At 62.7% G+C, this 15,644-nt stretch carries 15 protein-coding genes; 6 read left to right on the top strand and 9 right to left on the bottom strand.

The features are described from left to right. Positions 1-74: 74 nt before the first annotated feature. From trxB to IE083_RS01780, 5 genes are all read left to right on the top strand, one after another. Positions 75-1,022 (top strand): thioredoxin-disulfide reductase, encoded by a 948-nt coding sequence (trxB, locus tag IE083_RS01800; RefSeq protein ID WP_189351928.1) that lies wholly within the window; start codon positions 75-77, stop codon positions 1,020-1,022. Positions 1,023-1,093: 71 nt separating this feature from the next. Beyond that, complete coding sequence (locus IE083_RS01795) at positions 1,094-1,651, top strand: Smr/MutS family protein (RefSeq protein WP_229799547.1); 558 nt, start codon at positions 1,094-1,096, stop codon at positions 1,649-1,651. 16 nt (positions 1,652-1,667) lie between these two features. Next, positions 1,668-2,114 (top strand): peroxiredoxin, encoded by a 447-nt coding sequence (locus tag IE083_RS01790; RefSeq protein ID WP_189351926.1) that lies wholly within the window; start codon positions 1,668-1,670, stop codon positions 2,112-2,114. Between the two features lie 52 nt (positions 2,115-2,166). Then, complete coding sequence (locus tag IE083_RS01785) at positions 2,167-3,570, top strand: PhoH family protein (RefSeq protein ID WP_189351925.1); 1,404 nt, start codon at positions 2,167-2,169, stop codon at positions 3,568-3,570. Next, positions 3,567-4,367, top strand: a complete 801-nt coding sequence (locus IE083_RS01780; RefSeq protein ID WP_189351924.1) for an alpha/beta hydrolase — start codon at positions 3,567-3,569, stop codon at positions 4,365-4,367. The genes IE083_RS01785 and IE083_RS01780 overlap by 4 nt, the downstream gene beginning before the upstream one ends. 60 nt (positions 4,368-4,427) lie before the next feature. Here IE083_RS01780 and IE083_RS01775 read toward each other — a convergent pair whose 3' ends face one another. From IE083_RS01775 to IE083_RS01765, 3 genes are all read right to left on the bottom strand, one after another. Then, positions 4,428-5,525, bottom strand: coding sequence for an HD-GYP domain-containing protein (locus IE083_RS01775; protein ID WP_189351923.1), 1,098 nt, complete (start codon positions 5,523-5,525; stop codon positions 4,428-4,430). Then, positions 5,522-6,793, bottom strand: coding sequence for a sensor domain-containing diguanylate cyclase (locus tag IE083_RS01770; RefSeq protein WP_189351922.1), 1,272 nt, complete (start codon positions 6,791-6,793; stop codon positions 5,522-5,524). The genes IE083_RS01775 and IE083_RS01770 overlap by 4 nt, the downstream gene beginning before the upstream one ends. A 279-nt stretch (positions 6,794-7,072) precedes the next feature. Further along, complete coding sequence (locus tag IE083_RS01765; protein WP_189351921.1) at positions 7,073-8,308, bottom strand: M24 family metallopeptidase; 1,236 nt, start codon at positions 8,306-8,308, stop codon at positions 7,073-7,075. A 177-nt stretch (positions 8,309-8,485) separates the two neighbouring features. On the opposite strand from IE083_RS01765, the gene IE083_RS01760 reads away from it, so the two are divergent. Next, on the top strand, positions 8,486-9,043 hold the full coding sequence (locus tag IE083_RS01760) for a helix-turn-helix domain-containing protein (RefSeq protein WP_189351920.1): 558 nt from the start codon (positions 8,486-8,488) through the stop codon (positions 9,041-9,043). Positions 9,044-9,073: 30 nt separating this feature from the next. Here IE083_RS01760 and IE083_RS01755 read toward each other — a convergent pair whose 3' ends face one another. From IE083_RS01755 to IE083_RS01730, 6 genes are all read right to left on the bottom strand, one after another. After that, the gene (locus IE083_RS01755; protein ID WP_189351919.1) at positions 9,074-11,380 is read right to left on the bottom strand and encodes a Tex family protein; all 2,307 of its coding nucleotides are present in this window, start codon (positions 11,378-11,380) and stop codon (positions 9,074-9,076) included. 58 nt (positions 11,381-11,438) lie between these two features. Then, the gene (locus IE083_RS01750) at positions 11,439-11,795 is read right to left on the bottom strand and encodes a SpoIIAA family protein (RefSeq protein WP_189351918.1); all 357 of its coding nucleotides are present in this window, start codon (positions 11,793-11,795) and stop codon (positions 11,439-11,441) included. Between the two features lie 49 nt (positions 11,796-11,844). Then, a complete protein-coding gene (locus IE083_RS01745; RefSeq protein ID WP_229799546.1) occupies positions 11,845-12,675 on the bottom strand; it encodes a DMT family transporter in 831 nt (276 codons plus the stop codon). Next, positions 12,675-13,514 carry a DMT family transporter gene (locus IE083_RS01740; RefSeq protein WP_229799545.1) on the bottom strand — a complete coding sequence of 280 codons (840 nt, stop codon included), beginning with the start codon at positions 13,512-13,514 and terminating at the stop codon, positions 12,675-12,677. Before IE083_RS01740 ends, IE083_RS01745 begins: the two co-directional genes overlap by 1 nt. Next, the gene (locus IE083_RS01735; RefSeq protein WP_189351917.1) at positions 13,511-14,035 is read right to left on the bottom strand and encodes a hypothetical protein; all 525 of its coding nucleotides are present in this window, start codon (positions 14,033-14,035) and stop codon (positions 13,511-13,513) included. Before IE083_RS01735 ends, IE083_RS01740 begins: the two co-directional genes overlap by 4 nt. A 67-nt stretch (positions 14,036-14,102) precedes the next feature. After that, entirely contained in the window at positions 14,103-15,212 is a 1,110-nt protein-coding gene (locus IE083_RS01730; RefSeq protein ID WP_189351916.1) for an aromatic ring-hydroxylating oxygenase subunit alpha, read from the bottom strand. Between the last annotated feature and the right edge of the window lie 432 nt (positions 15,213-15,644).

Genomic DNA, 15,644 nt, shown 5'->3' with positions numbered 1-15,644 from the left:
CACTCAATCAGAATTGTCATCCATTCCTGATAGAATACGCACTATCGTCTCTGCCAGACAGGAAAAAGACAAACATGAGCCAAACCCGTCACAGCCCCCTGCTTATCCTCGGTTCCGGCCCTGCCGGCTATACTGCTGCCGTCTATGCCGCGCGCGCCAACCTGAATCCGGTACTGATCACCGGCATGGCCCAGGGCGGCCAATTGATGACCACCACCGATGTCGACAACTGGCCTGCCGATGTCACCGGCGTGCAAGGCCCGGAGCTGATGCAGCGCTTCCAGCAGCATGCCGAGCGTTTCGGCACCGAGATGCTCTTCGATCACATCCATACCGCCAAGCTGGATGAAAGACCGTTCCGCCTGATCGGCGACTCCGGCGAGTACACCTGCGATGCACTGATCATCGCCACCGGCGCCTCGGCCCGCTACCTCGGCCTGCCATCGGAACAGACCTTCTCCGGCAAGGGCGTCTCCGCCTGCGCCACCTGCGACGGTTTCTTCTACCGCAACCAGGACGTGGCCGTGGTCGGCGGCGGTGACACCGCCGTGGAAGAAGCCCTGTACCTGGCCAACATCGCCAGGCACGTGACCCTGATCCACCGCCGCGACACCTTCCGCGCCGAAAAGATCATGGTCGACAAACTGATGACACGCGTGAACGAAGGCAAGATCACGCTGAAGCTGAACGCCAACCTGGACGAAGTGCTGGGTGACGACAGCGGCGTGACCGGTGCCCGTCTGAAGCTCAACGACGGCAGCAGCGAAGACATCCAGGTGATGGGCGTGTTCATCGCCATCGGCCACAAGCCGAACACCGACATCTTCCAGGGCCAGCTGGAGCTGGACGAAACCGGCTACATCGTGACCCGCGGCGGCCGTGACGGCAATGCCACCGCCACCAGCGTACCAGGCGTGTTCGCTGCCGGCGACGTGCAGGACCACATCTACCGCCAGGCGATCACCAGCGCCGCATCCGGCTGCCAGGCAGCCCTGGACGCCGAACGCTTCCTGGATCACTGAGCCCGGCCGCATTGAAGTCGCTCAAGGAGCAACTCAGGCCCGTCAAAGCACAGGCAAGACCCGCAAGGGTCTTGCCTGTTGCCGTTGCGGCCAACCCTGAGCCCGAGCCGGACTTCCGCCAGCTGATGCGGGACGTGCGCCCGCTCAGGCCGGACGGCCGCGTCTGCCATACCCCGCCGCCACCCAAGCCGCGCCCGCTGCCGCAACATCGTGCCAGCCAGACACCACTGACACCGCAAGTGGAACAGGCGCTGTTCGCCCGGATGATAGGCTGGTTCGAACCGGCACAGATCGACAGCCAGCACCGCAGCCCCGGCACACCGGGCAACACCCTGAAGAAACTGCGCGCCGGCCACTGGCCGGTTTGCGCCGAGCTGGATCTGCACGGGCTGGACCGCTTTGCCGCACATGAGCAACTGACCGTGTTCCTGCATCGCGCCCGTCACCTGGGGCAGTGCGTGCGGGTGATACACGGCAAGGGGCTCAGCTCGCTGGGTGAACCGGTGCTGCCCAAAATGGTCAGAGCCTGGCTGACTCACCATCCGGATGTACTGGCTTTCTGCGAGACCCGCATCGAACAAGGCGGCAGCGGCGCGGTGCTGGCCCTGCTGCGCCGCCCGCACGGCTAAACCTGAGGAACCCACAATGGACGCCATCCGCATCACCCCCTTCACCGCCGCCGCCACCAGCGGCGAAAGCGCCACCCTGCCGCAAGGGCTGACCGTGCTGTACTTCTACCCGAAGGACAACACCCCCGGCTGCACCAACGAGGCGATGGCCTTCCGTGACCTGCATCCGCAATTCCTGGCCGCCGGCGCCCGCATCCTCGGCGTATCGCGCGACAGCCTGAAATCGCACGAGAATTTCAAAGCCAAGCACGAATTGCCATTTGAATTGATCAGCGATCCGGACGAAACTGTATGTAACCTGTTCGGTGTCATGAAACTGAAAAACATGTACGGCAAACAGGTGAGAGGGATAGAACGCAGCACTTTTGTCATCAATAGCGATGGCAACATCCTGCGCGAATGGCGCGGACTGAAAGTCCCCGGACACGCCGAAGAAGTGCTGACGTTCGTCAAGTCGCTTTAAGCGCCAGGTCCGGCACCCTGCCGGACCCCGCTTCAACAAGGGGGTCTTTCTCATGGCAAGCCACAACAAGAGCAACGTCTGCAAACTGTTCGTCCTCGACACCAACGTCCTGCTGCATGACCCGACCTGCCTGTTCCGCTTTGAAGAACACGACGTGTTCATCCCCATCATTACGCTTGAGGAACTGGATACCCACAAGAAAGGCATGTCGGAAGTGGCGCGCAACGCCCGGCAGGCCAGCCGTTTCCTCGACGAGATCGTCAGCAGCAGCGCCGACGACATCGAGGAGGGCATTTCGCTGAAAGGCCCCAGCCGCGACGCCGCCAGCGGCAAGCTCTACCTGCAGACCGAAGCACTGCACGCGGCGCTCCCCTCCTCGCTGCCGGTCGGCAAGGCCGACAACCAGATCCTCGGCATCGTGATGGCACTGAAGCAGGCCGACGGCCAGCGCCCTGCCATCCTGGTATCCAAAGACATCAACATGCGCATCAAGGCGCGCGCACTGGGGCTGGACGCCGAGGACTACTTCAACGACAAGGTGCTGGAAGACACCGACCTGCTGTACGGCGGCACCCGCGAGATTGACGGCGACTTCTGGGATCGCAACGGACGGGACCTGAAATCGTGGCAGGAAGGCGGCCGCACCTACTACCAGATCAAGGGCCCGGACGCGCCCAAACTGCTCCTGAACCAGCTGCTGTGGCAGGAAGGTGAGCAGCCGATGCAGGCACGGGTGCTGCGCATCGACGGCAAGGAAGCAGTGCTGGAAACGCTGAAGGACTACAGCCACCAGAAAAACAATGTATGGGGCATCGTCGCGCGCAACCGCGAGCAGAACTTCGCGCTGAACCTGCTGATGAATCCGGACATCGACTTCGTCACCCTGCTCGGCCAGGCCGGCACCGGCAAGACCCTGCTAACGTTGGCCGCAGGCCTTGCACTGACGCTGGAGCAGAAGCTGTACAGCGAGATCATCATGACCCGCGTCACCGTGCCGGTCGGCGAGGACATCGGCTTTTTACCCGGCACCGAAGAGGAAAAGATGCTGCCGTGGATGGGCGCACTGGAAGACAACCTCGACGTGCTCAACAAGAGCGAGGACGACGGCGGCGACTGGGGGCGTGCCGCCACCCGCGACCTGATCCGTTCGCGCATCAAGGTCAAGTCGCTCAACTTCATGCGCGGCCGCACCTTCCTCAACAAATACCTGATCATCGACGAGGCGCAGAACCTGACGCCAAAACAGATGAAAACGCTGATCACCCGTGCCGGTCCCGGCACCAAGGTGGTCTGCCTCGGCAACATCAGTCAGATCGACACCCCGTACCTGACCGAAGGCAGCTCCGGCATCAGCTACGTCGTTGATCGTTTCAAAGGCTGGGAACACTCCGGCCACATTACCCTGCAGCGCGGCGAACGCTCGCGCCTGGCAGACCACGCAGCGGAAGTCCTTTGACCATCAAACTTGAACTGATCCACACCCCGGCAGCAGGGACGGCATCGACAATGCCGCCCCTGCTTTTTGTTCACGGCGCCTTCAGCAGCGCCAGCTGCTGGCAGCAGCACTTCATGCCCTGGTTCAGCGCGCGCGGTTACGACTGCTGGGCGCTGAGCTTCGAGGGCCACGGCGCCAGCGACGGCCATGATTACCTGGCGGCCATCAGCATCGACGACTATGTTTGCAACCTGCAGCAGGCGATCCGGCAACTGCCACGGCCGCCGATCGTGATCGCCCACTCCATGGGCGGCTTTGTGCTGCAGCAATACCTGACCCACCACGACCTGCCCGGCGCCGTGCTGCTGGCCTCGGTGCCGCCAGGCGGCCTTGCCGGCTCCAGCATGCGGCTGATGACCCAGGCGCCGGAATTGTTCATGCAACTGAACCTGTTCCAGCAGGGCAATTACCAGCCGGAACTGAACGAACTGCGACACATGCTGTTTTCCGACGACGCCGACCTCGCCGCGGTGGACTGGGTGGCGCACCACAGCCAGACAGAAAGCCAGCGTGCGATCATGGACATGACCCTGGTGCCGCCGTTCCTGCAGCGCCGCATCGCCCCGCTGCCCAATCTGGTGCTGGGCGCGGCGGAGGACCAGCTGATCTCTTCACAGGACGTGGCCGAGACCGCGGCACGCTTCGACAGCACCCCGGAAATCCTGCCGCACATCGGCCACATGATGATGCTGGACAGGCGCTGGGAGTCATGCGCGCAGCGGATTGCACAATGGCTGGCAAACACGGCAATCGCATGAAGGAAAGGTTGGCCGCAGCGTTGCGGCCAACCTTTATCGCCAGGCATGGCGGGGATTGCATTAGTCGTCAGGATCAACCGTACTGAAGCGGGCGTGCGTTGCGCACCAGTCATCAAAGCATGCCTCGGCAGCAAGCACGCATTGCGGATCAAACTGGGAACCGGCATTGGCACGAAGGTAATCCAGGCCCGCATGCAAGGTCCAGGCCTGCTTGTATGGCCGGGGATTGGTGAGCGCATCAAACACATCGGCCACGGCCACAATCCGGGCGCTTAGCGGGATGACCTGACCGGCAAGCCTGTCGGGATAGCCGGCACCATCCCAGCGCTCATGATGAGAGCAAACAATGTCGTACAGCGTCTGGATGTGCGGCTCATTGGCAAAACCGAACTCGCTCACCATCACCCTGATCATTTCGCTGCCTTTGCGGGCATGAGATTGCGCAACAAGGTATTCGTCGGCGGTGAGCCTCCCCGGTTTGAGCAATATATGATCCGGCACCACGATTTTCCCTATGTCATGCAGGCTGGCAAACTGGTAAATGAACTCGATCTGTTCATCGGATATGCCATGGCTGGCGGCCAGCGTCCTGGCGACACTGCGCGCATACGACGCAACACGCTGCATGTGATCGGCAGTTTCCGTATCCTTGTGACGGCCAAGCTCCCGCATGAACATCACGGCGCCCCGGAGTATTCTGGAAGGTGATAGCGCCTCGGAAATCAGGGCTGCAATCAGCTGGGAATACGCATCGACCTGCAGCCTGATTTCCTGACGGAAATGGTTTGGCTGATGCGAATCAAAAAACACGAACCCGATCAGCTGGTCATGCGCATAGAGCGGGCTGGTATAGCTGGACTTGTAGCCGGATTCGAGAATGCGCCTGGAGTGCTCGTTTGGCGAGCCTGACAGTGCCGTCAGGTCATCAATGACACGACTCTGCCGCTTTTCGTGCAATTGCCGCAACGATGGCACATCCTGAAGACGCGCGTGATAGTTCTCGAATGGCACGGCACCGTCGGTACTGTGCACGAAGGTGCTTATACCGTCATCATCCTTGTTGTAGATGGCAACACCGATGCGGCCAACATCACCGACATGACTTTTTATCCGCTGGTGAAGCTCTGCGATCTTCTGTTCAATCGTCGGGCCTGTCATTTTGCAATCCCGGACGGGGCAAGGCGGTAACAATTGCGCCCTTCCTGTTTGGCAAGATAAAGCGCGGCATCGGCCCGGGCAATGAGGCGGTCGGCACGCTCGTCATCATACGATAGCGCTACGCCCTGGCGGAGACTGAGACGGATGACATCCCCATCACATGGCACTGCCAGGGCGGCAACTGTCTGGCGCACACGTTCCGCGACTTCACAGGCAGTCTGGACATCGGCCTCGCTGAGAATGATCAGGAATTCCTCGCCGCCGTAGCGGCCAACATGATCGTAGCCGCGCAGCGTCTTCTCGATCGTGGTGGCCACGGTGTGCAATACGGCGTCTCCGGCAAGGTGGCCATGGTTGTCGTTGATATCCTTGAAATGATCAAGGTCGGCCATGATGATCGCGACCAGCCGCTTTTTGCGTCCGGCCTCGCAAAGGTGGCTGTTCAGCAGCTCGAAAATGGCACCGCGGTTGAGCACGCCGGTCAAGGCATCGTGCATCGACTGCTCCTTGAGCTGCTGATGCGCCTCCATCAACTGACGGTTCACTTCGAACAACTGCTGGTAGAGCAGGCTTCTTTCGATCAGCACGGAAACCTGGCCGGCAATCTGCAAGAAAATATCATGATGCAGATCACGGTAGGTGTTTGTCTGGCAGCTGGAGAAAAAGAGAAAGCCGAGCGGCTTGCCATTGGCTATCAGCGGGCAAGTCAGGTTTGAGTGGATTCCTTCGGCAAGGATCAGCTGGGTGGACACCGAGTCGGGATGGTAGAACAGGTATTCCTCAAGGTCGTTGATGATGCGCGGTTTACCACTGACAAGGGTGGTTTCCAGGCTGCTGCCGGCCATGTCGGCAGTATAGTGTTTGTTGATTTTCAGGTTTTCATAGCTGGCCCGTGCCCAATAGGCACTCAGGCGTTGCCCGTTTTCGGAGAGTAGCGCACAGCCGATACGGTCGTAGGGAATCAGCGAGGAAAATGTCTGGTAGATACGGTCAAGTACTTTCTCGGCGAACAGTTCACTGCTGATTTCTTCTGACACCTCCAGAATCTTGCGAAACTCGCCAAAACGCAGCTCAAGCCACTGTGCCAGTTGCGCCAGCTCGTATCCGAGCACATCAACCGGGTTGGCCGGATCAACGGTGCTGCCGGAAACCGACAGGCACTGGCGCGCCAGGAACTGCCCGCTGCGTATCTGGCGTATCGCCACACCATAGGCTTCCAGACGCTGAAGATCACCATCCGGGATGGCGATGGAGGCTTCCCTTTTCATTGTCGATCCTTCCGCACAGGTAGTGTTTGGGTTCCGGCTTGCCTGGGCGACCAGAATCGGTTTTGTGTGCCAGGCGCATTTTCTGGTCATAGTAGCACTGCCCGATCCCGGCAACCCAAGCGGCAATATCTTTTTGCCGGCAACTGTACGAAAAAGCCGATTTACCGGCACCGGTGGTGATTCCCATCCCGCTCCCAAGCGCCTGGCGACACCGCAGGGCAGAGCATCACCCGGCCCTGCGGGTCTGAGTCAGTGCGCGATCCGTGAAACAGACAGGCCCTAAACCGCCATTGCCAGACCGAACGGATCGTCGATGCTGTGACTGGGCCGGGTAAACCAGCGCGGCCCCTGCTCCGTCATGTAGAAGTGATCTTCCAGCCGCACCCCGAACTCGCCGGGGATGCAGATCATCGGCTCGTTGCTGAAGCACATGCCAGCCTCCAGTGGCGTGCGGTCGCTGGACACCAGGTACGGCCATTCGTGGATGTCCATGCCGATACCGTGGCCGGTGCGGTGCGGCAGGCCCGGCAGTGCGTAACCGGGGCCGAAGCCGTCGGCCTGCAATTGCCGGCGCGCGGCCAGATCGACCTCGCCGCACGGCGTGCCCGGCTGCGCCGCGGCGAAGGCCGCCGCCTGCGCCGCTTTCTCCGCCTGCCACACCGCGCGCTGGCGCGCATCCGGTTCGCCAAATACATAACTGCGGGTAATGTCGGAGATGTAGTCATGCAGGATGCAGCCGGTATCGATCAGCACCATGTCACCCTGCTTCAGCACCTGCGGATTCCTGACCCCGTGCGGATAGGCGGTCGCCTCACCGAACAGCACGATGCAGAAATAGGAACCGGCGGCACCGACACGGCGGTGCGCCTCGGCGATGAAGGCCTCGACCTCGGTGGTGGTGATGCCCTCGTGCAGCATGCCGGCCGTGGCCTGCTGCACCGCCAGCGTCATGTCCTTGGCGCGCTGCATCAGCGCGATTTCCTGCGGCGACTTGCGCATGCGGCAGTGCGCGGTCACCTTGCGGGCATTGACCAGCCGGTAGCCGTCGGCACACTGGCGGATGCCGTCGGCAATGAAAAATGCCGTACTTTCGTCGATGGCGATGCGCGGCGGTTGTTCAAGGTTGGCCGCAATGCCCAGCCGCGCCAGCGTCGCCACAAACAGCGCGTACGGGCTCTCGTGCTCGTGCCAGGCGTTGACCTCGCCCTGCAGCTGCATGTAGTCGTGCAGCGTGCCGACCTCGAACCAGGGCGCGATGAATTCCAGCGCACCATGGGCCGGCAGGATCGCCCCCACCATGCGTTCGCTGGCGTGCCATTTCAGGCCGGTAAAGTAACTGAGGCTGGTACCGGCATTCAGATACAGCGCGGCAATGCCGTTGGCTTGCATATACGCCTGTGCCTTGGCCAACCGTATGCGGTACTCGTCCAGACCGATCGGCTGCACGCCCTGCGTCATGTCCTGCAGGCCAGCCAGCGCCTGCTCCTTGCTCACCCCGCCTACGCCTATCGTCATCGCCTGCTCCTGTTTTTTTGTCGGATCCGGCCGGCGCATGGCCGGCCGGCACAAGGCAGCAATCTAGGACTGCACCCGGACAGGGTCAAGCATTTTTTAGTCACACTAAAATTTTGCCACTCAGCAAACCGGCTATTGTCACGTACAATCAGCGCTCTTCATCCGGAGCCAGCCCACATGTCAGAGGAAACGCTAGGCCAGCGCCTGCGCCGCTACCGGCGCGCCAGCGGCAAAACCCTGGTGCAGGTCGCCAGGGAGGCCGGCCTGTCGGCCGGTTTCCTGTCGCAGGCAGAGCGCGACATCACCGGCCTGTCGCTGTCGTCGCTGGCCAACATTGCCCACGCCGTCGGTGTGGCGGTGAGCGAGCTGTTCGAATCACCGCGCCAGGATGCGCCAGATTCGCATGCCGGCCAGCGGCAAAGCTACACCGTCGCCAACATGCCGCAACGCTATGAACGGCTGACCACCACCTACAGCGGCAGTGTGCTCAATGCCGTCAAGCTGACGCTGCCGCCGGGCTATCGCTCGGAAGTGGTTGCCCACAGCGGTGACGAATTCGTCTATGTGCTGAGCGGTACCGTGACTTATCAGGTCAATGGTTGCGACTATGTGCTGGCGGCCGGCGATTCGCTGCATTTTGACCCGCAGCAAAAACACGCCATCCGCAACGAAAGCAACGGCAACACCGAGGTGATTTCAGTCGGCACCCTGCCACTGTTCGAGGATACGCCCTGACTTGCGGCCAGGCCGGCAGCCTGACATGGCTTACCTGCCGCGCAGTTTGGCAAATGCTGCCGCCATCGCACCGTTGCCCGCATCCTGCTGCGCCTGCTGCCGCGGCTTGCCGCCAGTGCGCGGCTCGCTACGGCCGGCGCTGCTGCGGCTGCCGGTGCCTGGCTCATCAGAGAGACGCATGGTCAGCGCGATACGCTTGCGGCCAACGTCCACCTCCAGCACCTTGACCTTCACCACCTGGCCGGCCTTGACCACCGTACGCGGGTCGTCGACGAACTTGCTGGCCAGCGCCGAGATGTGCACCAGACCGTCCTGATGGATGCCGATATCGACGAAGGCGCCGAAGTTGGCGACGTTGGTGACCACGCCTTCCAGCACCATGCCGGGCGTCAGGTCCTTGATGTCTTCCACCCCGTCCTGGAAGGTGGCGGTTTCGAACGCCGGGCGCGGGTCGCGACCCGGTTTTTCCAGTTCCCTGAGGATGTCCATCACCGTCGGCAGGCCGAAGCGCTCGTCGGTGTAATCGCTGGCACGCAGACTCTTGATGAACACCGGGTCGCCGATAATCTGCTTCACCGCGCGACCGGTGTTGCTGACGATCTGTTCCACCACCGGATAGGCTTCCGGATGCACCGAGGAAGCATCCAGCGGGTTGTCGCCATTGCTGATACGCAGGAAGCCGGCGGCCTGTTCGAAGGTTTTTTCGCCGAGACGGCTGACCTTGAGCAGCTCGCGGCGCGACTTGAACGCACCATTGGCATCGCGATGGGCGACGATGTTGGCCGCCAGCGTACTGTTGAGGCCGGAGATGCGCGTCAACAGCGGCACCGACGCCATGTTGACGTCGACGCCGACCGCGTTCACGCAGTCTTCCACCACCGCGTCGAGGCTGCGCGCCAGCTGGCTCTGGTTGACGTCGTGCTGGTACTGGCCGACACCGATGGACTTCGGGTCGATCTTCACCAGCTCGGCCAGCGGGTCCTGCAGGCGGCGGGCGATGGACACCGCGCCGCGCAGGGACACATCCAGATCCGGGAATTCCCTGGCCGCCAGCTCGGACGCCGAGTACACCGAGGCGCCGGCCTCGCTGACCACGATCTTGGCCATCCCCAGCTGCGGGAAGGCCTTGATCACATCCTGCGCCAGTTTGTCGGTTTCGCGACTGGCGGTGCCGTTGCCGATGGCGATCAGCTGTACCTTGTGGCGGGTGCACAGTGCGGCCAGGGTCGCCAGCGAGCGCTCCCAGTCGCGGCGCGGCTCGTGCGGATAGATGGTGGCGGTGTCCAGCAGCTTGCCGGTGTTGTCCACTACCGCCACCTTCACGCCGGTACGCAGGCCGGGGTCAAGGCCGATGGTGGCGCGCGGGCCGGCCGGCGCCGCCAGCAGCAGGTCGTGCAAGTTGGCCGCAAACACCTTGATCGCCTCGGCGTCGGCGGCGTCCTTCAGCTTCGACACCAGCTCCAGCTCCAGCGACAGGAAGATCTTGGCGCGCCAGCACAGGCGCACGCCGTCCAGCAGCCACTTGTCGGCGGCGCGACCGGCATCCTTGATGCCGAATTGCGCGGCGATCAGTTCTTCGTAGGCCGAGCGCTGCGTGACCGGCGTCTCGTCCGGCTGGTATTTCAGCGCTACCGACAAGATGCCCTCGTTGCGGCCGCGCAAGAGCGCCAGCGCGCGGTGCGACGGCGTGGTTTTCAGCGGCTCGCGATGCGCGAAGTAGTCGGCGAACTTGGCGCCTTCCTGCTCCTTGCCGGCGATCACCGCGGCGGCGATCTCGGCCTCGCTCCACAGCTTGTCGCGCAGGCGGCCCAGCAGCGCGGCGTCTTCGGCAAAACGCTCGATCAGGATGGCGCGGGCGCCGTCCAGCGCGGCCTTGGTATCGGCCACACCCTTGTCGGCATCGATGAAGCCTGCGGCCAACGTTTCCGGCTGCTGCGTCGGGTCGGTGAGCAGGCTGTCGGCCAGCGGCGCGAGGCCGGCCTCGCGCGCGATCATCGCCTTGGTGCGGCGCTTGGGTTTGTACGGCAGGTACAGGTCTTCCAGTACGGTCTTGTTGTCGGCACCATAGATGGCAGCCTCCAGCTGCGGCGTCAGCTTGTCCTGCTCGGTGATGCTTTTCAGGATGGTGACGCGGCGGTCGTCCAGCTCGCGCAGGTAGGTGAGGCGCTCGGCCAGCTGGCGCAGCTGGGTGTCGTCCAGGCCGCCGGTGACTTCCTTGCGGTAACGGGCGATGAAGGGCACGGTGGCGCCTTCGTCGATGAGATTGATGGTGGCGGTGACTTGCGCCTCGCGGACGGCGAGTTCCGCCGCGAGGCGGCTGGCGATACTTTTCAACATGCGGCGTTGTTCTTGTCGGAAAACGGAAGCCGCTACTGTAACGGCATACGCCGGAAAATCAAGCTGCCGCCGAGTGGATCAGCCAGTCCTGCGCTTCTTCCACCGTTTCGAAGTACTGCGCCGGCACGCGGGTGAGCAGGCCGGACAGGTGTGCCGCCAGGCGGATCCAGCTGTCGTCGGCCACCACGGCAAAGCGGCCGAATTCGTTTTCGTGGGCGCGCATGAAGCGAATTTCTTCCATCGCCATGTCCAGCGTGAAGTCCTTGATGCCCGACAGGTCCAGCAGCACGTCCGGCTTGTCGTGCTCGCCGCTGCGCTTGAGCAGCGCCTCCTCGAACAGCTTGAAATCACCAAGCGTGAATTCGTTGTAGAGGGCAACGTCCAGACCGTAATCTTGTTCGCGGATGGAAATCATGGTGTAGCTCCTGGCTGAAAAGGGATTAATGGGACTGGCATTCCGAATATTAGCGCCTGCCAGCCAGAATGCCGCTGACAATAATCAAGGCCATCGCCAGCAGCTCGCCGACACCCAGGCGCTGCTGCCACAGCAGCGCCCCGAACAGCGCGGAAAACACCACCGTCAGATAGGACAGGTTGGCGACCAGCAGCTTGCGGCCAACCTTGTAGGCGCGAGTCATTGCCAGCTGCGCCACGGTGGCGGTGGCACCGAGGCCCAGCACCCACGGCAGGTTGGCCGCGGTCAGCGGTTGCCACGGCCGCCCCAGCAGCAACAGGCCGCCGCCGAGCGTCGAGATCAGTGCGAAGTAGAACACCGTGCGCCACTCCGCTTCGCCCGCCTGCCCCAGTTCACGCACGTGCAGGTAGGACCAGCCGGCGAGCAAGCCGGAGCCCAGCCCCAGCAGCCCGGCCTGCCACGCGGCACCGTCAAAGGTTGGCCGCAACAGCAGCGTCACCCCGACAAAGCCGAGCAGCAGCGCCAGCAGCGCGTGTCGCGACAGTTTTTCTTTCAGCAGCAGCACCGACAGCAGCGCCAGGAACATCGGCGAGGTGTAGTTGAGCGTCACCGCCGTCGACAGCGGCAGGTGGCTGATGGCATGGAAATAGGCCAGCAACGAGGTGTAACCGATCAGGCCGCGCTTCAGGTGACGCCCCAGCTGCGGCGTGGCGAAGCGCTGCCGCCGCAGCAGCGCCACGCCGCCCAGCAGCAGCACCGCAAACAGCGTGCGCCAGAACACCAGCGCCACCGCATCCAGCGTCGCCGCACCGAGCTTGACGAACACCCCCATCAGGCCAAAGCTGACCGCAGCCAGCACCATCCACAAGGCGCCGGCCATCAGCGCCTCGCCGCCAGGATGCCACTACCGATGATCAGCGCCATGCCCGACCAGGACAGCGGGGGCAACTGCTGCTGGTGCAGGAACAGCCCCATCAGCGCCGAGAACGCCACCGTCAGGTAGGCCAGGCTGGACACCACGAACTTGCGCCCTTCCTTGTAGGCGCGCGTCATCGCCAGCTGCCCGGCCAGACCCATCAGCCCGACGGCGAGCATCTGCGCCAGCTGCACCCCGTCCAGCGCATGAAAGCCGCCATTGAACAGCACCACCAACAGGCCGAACAGCGAGGATAAAAAGAACAGCCAGAACACGGTGACCGACGGCCGCTCGCCCAGTTCGCCCAGCTCGCGCACATGGGACAGCGCCAGCCCGGCGCCAAGGCCGGAGCCCAACCCCATCAGCCCGGCGAACCACTGCCCGGCGTCAAAGGTTGGCCGCAACATGCAGGCGATGCCGACAAAGCCCAGCGACAGCGCGAACCACACCGCCGGTGGCAGCCGTTCGCGGCGCAACAGCACGCAGCACAGGGCGAAGGACAAGGAAGAGGTGTAATTGAGCGTCACCGCCGCCGCCAGCGGCAACCGGCTCAGCGCATAGAACAGCATCGCCATCGACAGGTAGCCGATCAGGCTGCGCTGCGCATGGGCGCCCCAGTGCGGGCTGCGCAAGGATTCGCCGCGCCGCCACATCAGCGGCAGCAGCACCAGCAGGCCGATGAAGGTGCGATAGAACAGCACCTCGGACGCCGGCAGCGTGCTCGAACCCTGCGCCGCGAACAGGCTCATCAGCGCGAAGCACAGCGCCGCCACCACCATCCAGCCGGAACCGAGACGACTCATGCGCCCGCCCCCGCCTTTTTCGCCACCGCAAGGCCCAGGCAGATATCGGCGAACACGCGCTGGTAGCGCGCATACTCCGCGGCATTGGCACTGCAGTGCGCCTTGATGTAGCGGCCATTGTCCTGCTGCTGCCACACCACCAGCTGCTGGCTGACGATCCACAGCCCGTTCTGCACGTACAAGCCCTCGCGATAGGACAGCACCAGCCGGCCGCGCAGCCGGTCGAGGCGCACCACCTGCGCCGCCTCGCGCGTATCGTCGGGGCGGCGATAACGCGCAGCCAGACGGCTCAGCGGCTCCTTGCCGCGCAACAGCTGGCGGCTGACCTGCACCTGCACGCCGCCGCGCTCGCGGTCTTCCTGCCGCGGCGGCACGATGCGCAGCATCTCGTCGCTATGCGGCCGCACCTGCCACGCCGCCGGCACATTGATGGTGACACCCAGGTAGGGATTGCGATAGGTCGCCGCCGTGGCCAACCCGGAGAACAACACGGAAAGCAGTACGCTCAATACAAATGGCATGATAGCCCGACAGACAAAAAAGGCGCGGAAATCCGCGCCCTTTTATTGTGCCGCACAAAACACGGTCTTAGCCAGCCAGATGTTCACCCATCTGCCGACGATAGAACTCGTGGAAGTGCTGCATGCCGTCTTCGGTCGGTGACTGGTACGGGCCGACCTCGCTCTCGCCGCGCAGCCACAGCGCCTTGCGGCCCTCGTGCATGCGCAGGCAGATCTCGTCGTCCTCGACCGCGGTTTCCATATAGGCCGCCTGTTCCGCCTCGATGAACTCCGGCTCGAACCACAGGATGTCTTCCGGGTAGTAGAACTCGGTGATCACCGTGCACTTCTCCGGGCCGCGCGGAATCACCACACTGATCACCAGCACGTGCGGATACCACTCCATCATGATGTTCGGGTAATAGGTCAGCCAGATGGCGCCGAATTCCGGCTGCTGGTCAGCGTAGCGCTTGATGACTTCTTCGTGCCACTTGCCGTACACCTTGCTGCCGGAGCGGGCCAGCTTGTTCTTCACGCCCACGGTCTGCACGTGGTAGTGATCGCCCCACTCCCACTTCAGGTCGGCGCAATCGACGAAATTGCCGAGGCCGGGATGGAACGGATCGACGTGGTAGTCCTCGGAGTAGACTTCGATGAAGGTCTTCCAGTTGAAGTCGTACTCGGTGGTCAGTGACTTGTGATAACCGTAGTTCTCGAAAGTCATGTGCTTGGCGACACCAAGCTGTTCCAGGTCGCGGCCAACGTTGCGGCGGGCATCGAACAGCAGGCCCTGCCAGCGGGTCAGCCCGGTCTGGTTCAGGTTCAGGCACGGCGTTTCCGGGAAGTGCGGCGCGCCGATCAACTGGCCACCGTTGTCGTAGGTCCAGCCGTGCAGATTGCACACCATGTGGTTGCCGGTGCCGCGCCCCTTGTAGATCAGCGCCTGGCGGTGGCGACAGATGTTGGAGATCAGCTTGATGTCGCCATCGACATTTTTCAGCATCTTGCCGTGGCCGAGCCAGTCCAGCGTGTGATAGTCGCCGGCATTGGGCACCATCAGCTCGTGGCCGTAATACTGTGGGGCATTGGCGAACAGGACTTGTTGTTCCAGCACGTAGTACGCCGGATCGAAATAGGTAAAGACAGGCAGCTGTGTGGCAGGCGCCTTGAGCAACTGGGACGAAGCCAGATCAGACATTATTCCCACACCTCCGTGGAAGAAGATATAAGACCAGCCGAATCTCGCTTTTGACGAGTTTACGGAGTGCCATAAAACACTTGCCGGAACACGGCCTTGCGTGATCCGCCCAAGCGGTCAGGGGCGGCATTTTCGGCCAAATCCGGACCCCGGGCAAGCGTTTTCCGGCCACGCGATCATGCCGGATCAGGTTTTTTGCAAAAGAAACGGCCATGACCGGCACTCGTCCGGTTTTCTGAAAAAATTCCTTGTTATTCATTGCATTGCAACGTGGCAACCGTATATTCAACTTGGCCGCCATGCCGCCGGCAGCGGGCAAACCCGCTATGGTGCATCGCACCAAAATAGCGGATAATCACCGGTTATCCATCAGTATCCCTGCCGGCGGCCAAACGCTGCCGGCGCAGGCGCAGCAGCATCTCAATAAAAAGA

The organism is Vogesella fluminis, assembly GCF_014652335.1.
In the GTDB taxonomy this organism is placed as follows: Bacteria; Pseudomonadota; Gammaproteobacteria; order Burkholderiales; family Chromobacteriaceae; genus Vogesella; species Vogesella fluminis.
The sequence above is the reverse complement of the archived record's forward strand: the minus strand, read 5'-3'. Positions and strand labels throughout refer to the sequence as shown.

Excerpts from the sequence above, each read along its gene's own strand:
- trxB (WP_189351928.1), top strand. The coding sequence starts at position 75 with ATGAGCCAAACCCGTCACAGCCCCCTGCTTATCCTCGGTTCCGGCCCT.
- IE083_RS01790 (WP_189351926.1), top strand. The coding sequence starts at position 1,668 with ATGGACGCCATCCGCATCACCCCCTTCACCGCCGCCGCCACCAGCGGC.
- IE083_RS01785 (WP_189351925.1), top strand. The coding sequence starts at position 2,167 with ATGGCAAGCCACAACAAGAGCAACGTCTGCAAACTGTTCGTCCTCGAC.
- IE083_RS01775 (WP_189351923.1), bottom strand. The coding sequence starts at position 5,525 with ATGACAGGCCCGACGATTGAACAGAAGATCGCAGAGCTTCACCAGCGG.
- IE083_RS01770 (WP_189351922.1), bottom strand. The coding sequence starts at position 6,793 with ATGAAAAGGGAAGCCTCCATCGCCATCCCGGATGGTGATCTTCAGCGT.
- IE083_RS01765 (WP_189351921.1), bottom strand. The coding sequence starts at position 8,308 with ATGACGATAGGCGTAGGCGGGGTGAGCAAGGAGCAGGCGCTGGCTGGC.
- IE083_RS01760 (WP_189351920.1), top strand. The coding sequence starts at position 8,486 with ATGTCAGAGGAAACGCTAGGCCAGCGCCTGCGCCGCTACCGGCGCGCC.
- IE083_RS01755 (WP_189351919.1), bottom strand. The coding sequence starts at position 11,380 with ATGTTGAAAAGTATCGCCAGCCGCCTCGCGGCGGAACTCGCCGTCCGC.
- IE083_RS01750 (WP_189351918.1), bottom strand. The coding sequence starts at position 11,795 with ATGATTTCCATCCGCGAACAAGATTACGGTCTGGACGTTGCCCTCTAC.
- IE083_RS01745 (WP_229799546.1), bottom strand. The coding sequence starts at position 12,675 with ATGGCCGGCGCCTTGTGGATGGTGCTGGCTGCGGTCAGCTTTGGCCTG.
- IE083_RS01740 (WP_229799545.1), bottom strand. The coding sequence starts at position 13,514 with ATGAGTCGTCTCGGTTCCGGCTGGATGGTGGTGGCGGCGCTGTGCTTC.
- IE083_RS01735 (WP_189351917.1), bottom strand. The coding sequence starts at position 14,035 with ATGCCATTTGTATTGAGCGTACTGCTTTCCGTGTTGTTCTCCGGGTTG.
- IE083_RS01730 (WP_189351916.1), bottom strand. The coding sequence starts at position 15,212 with ATGTCTGATCTGGCTTCGTCCCAGTTGCTCAAGGCGCCTGCCACACAG.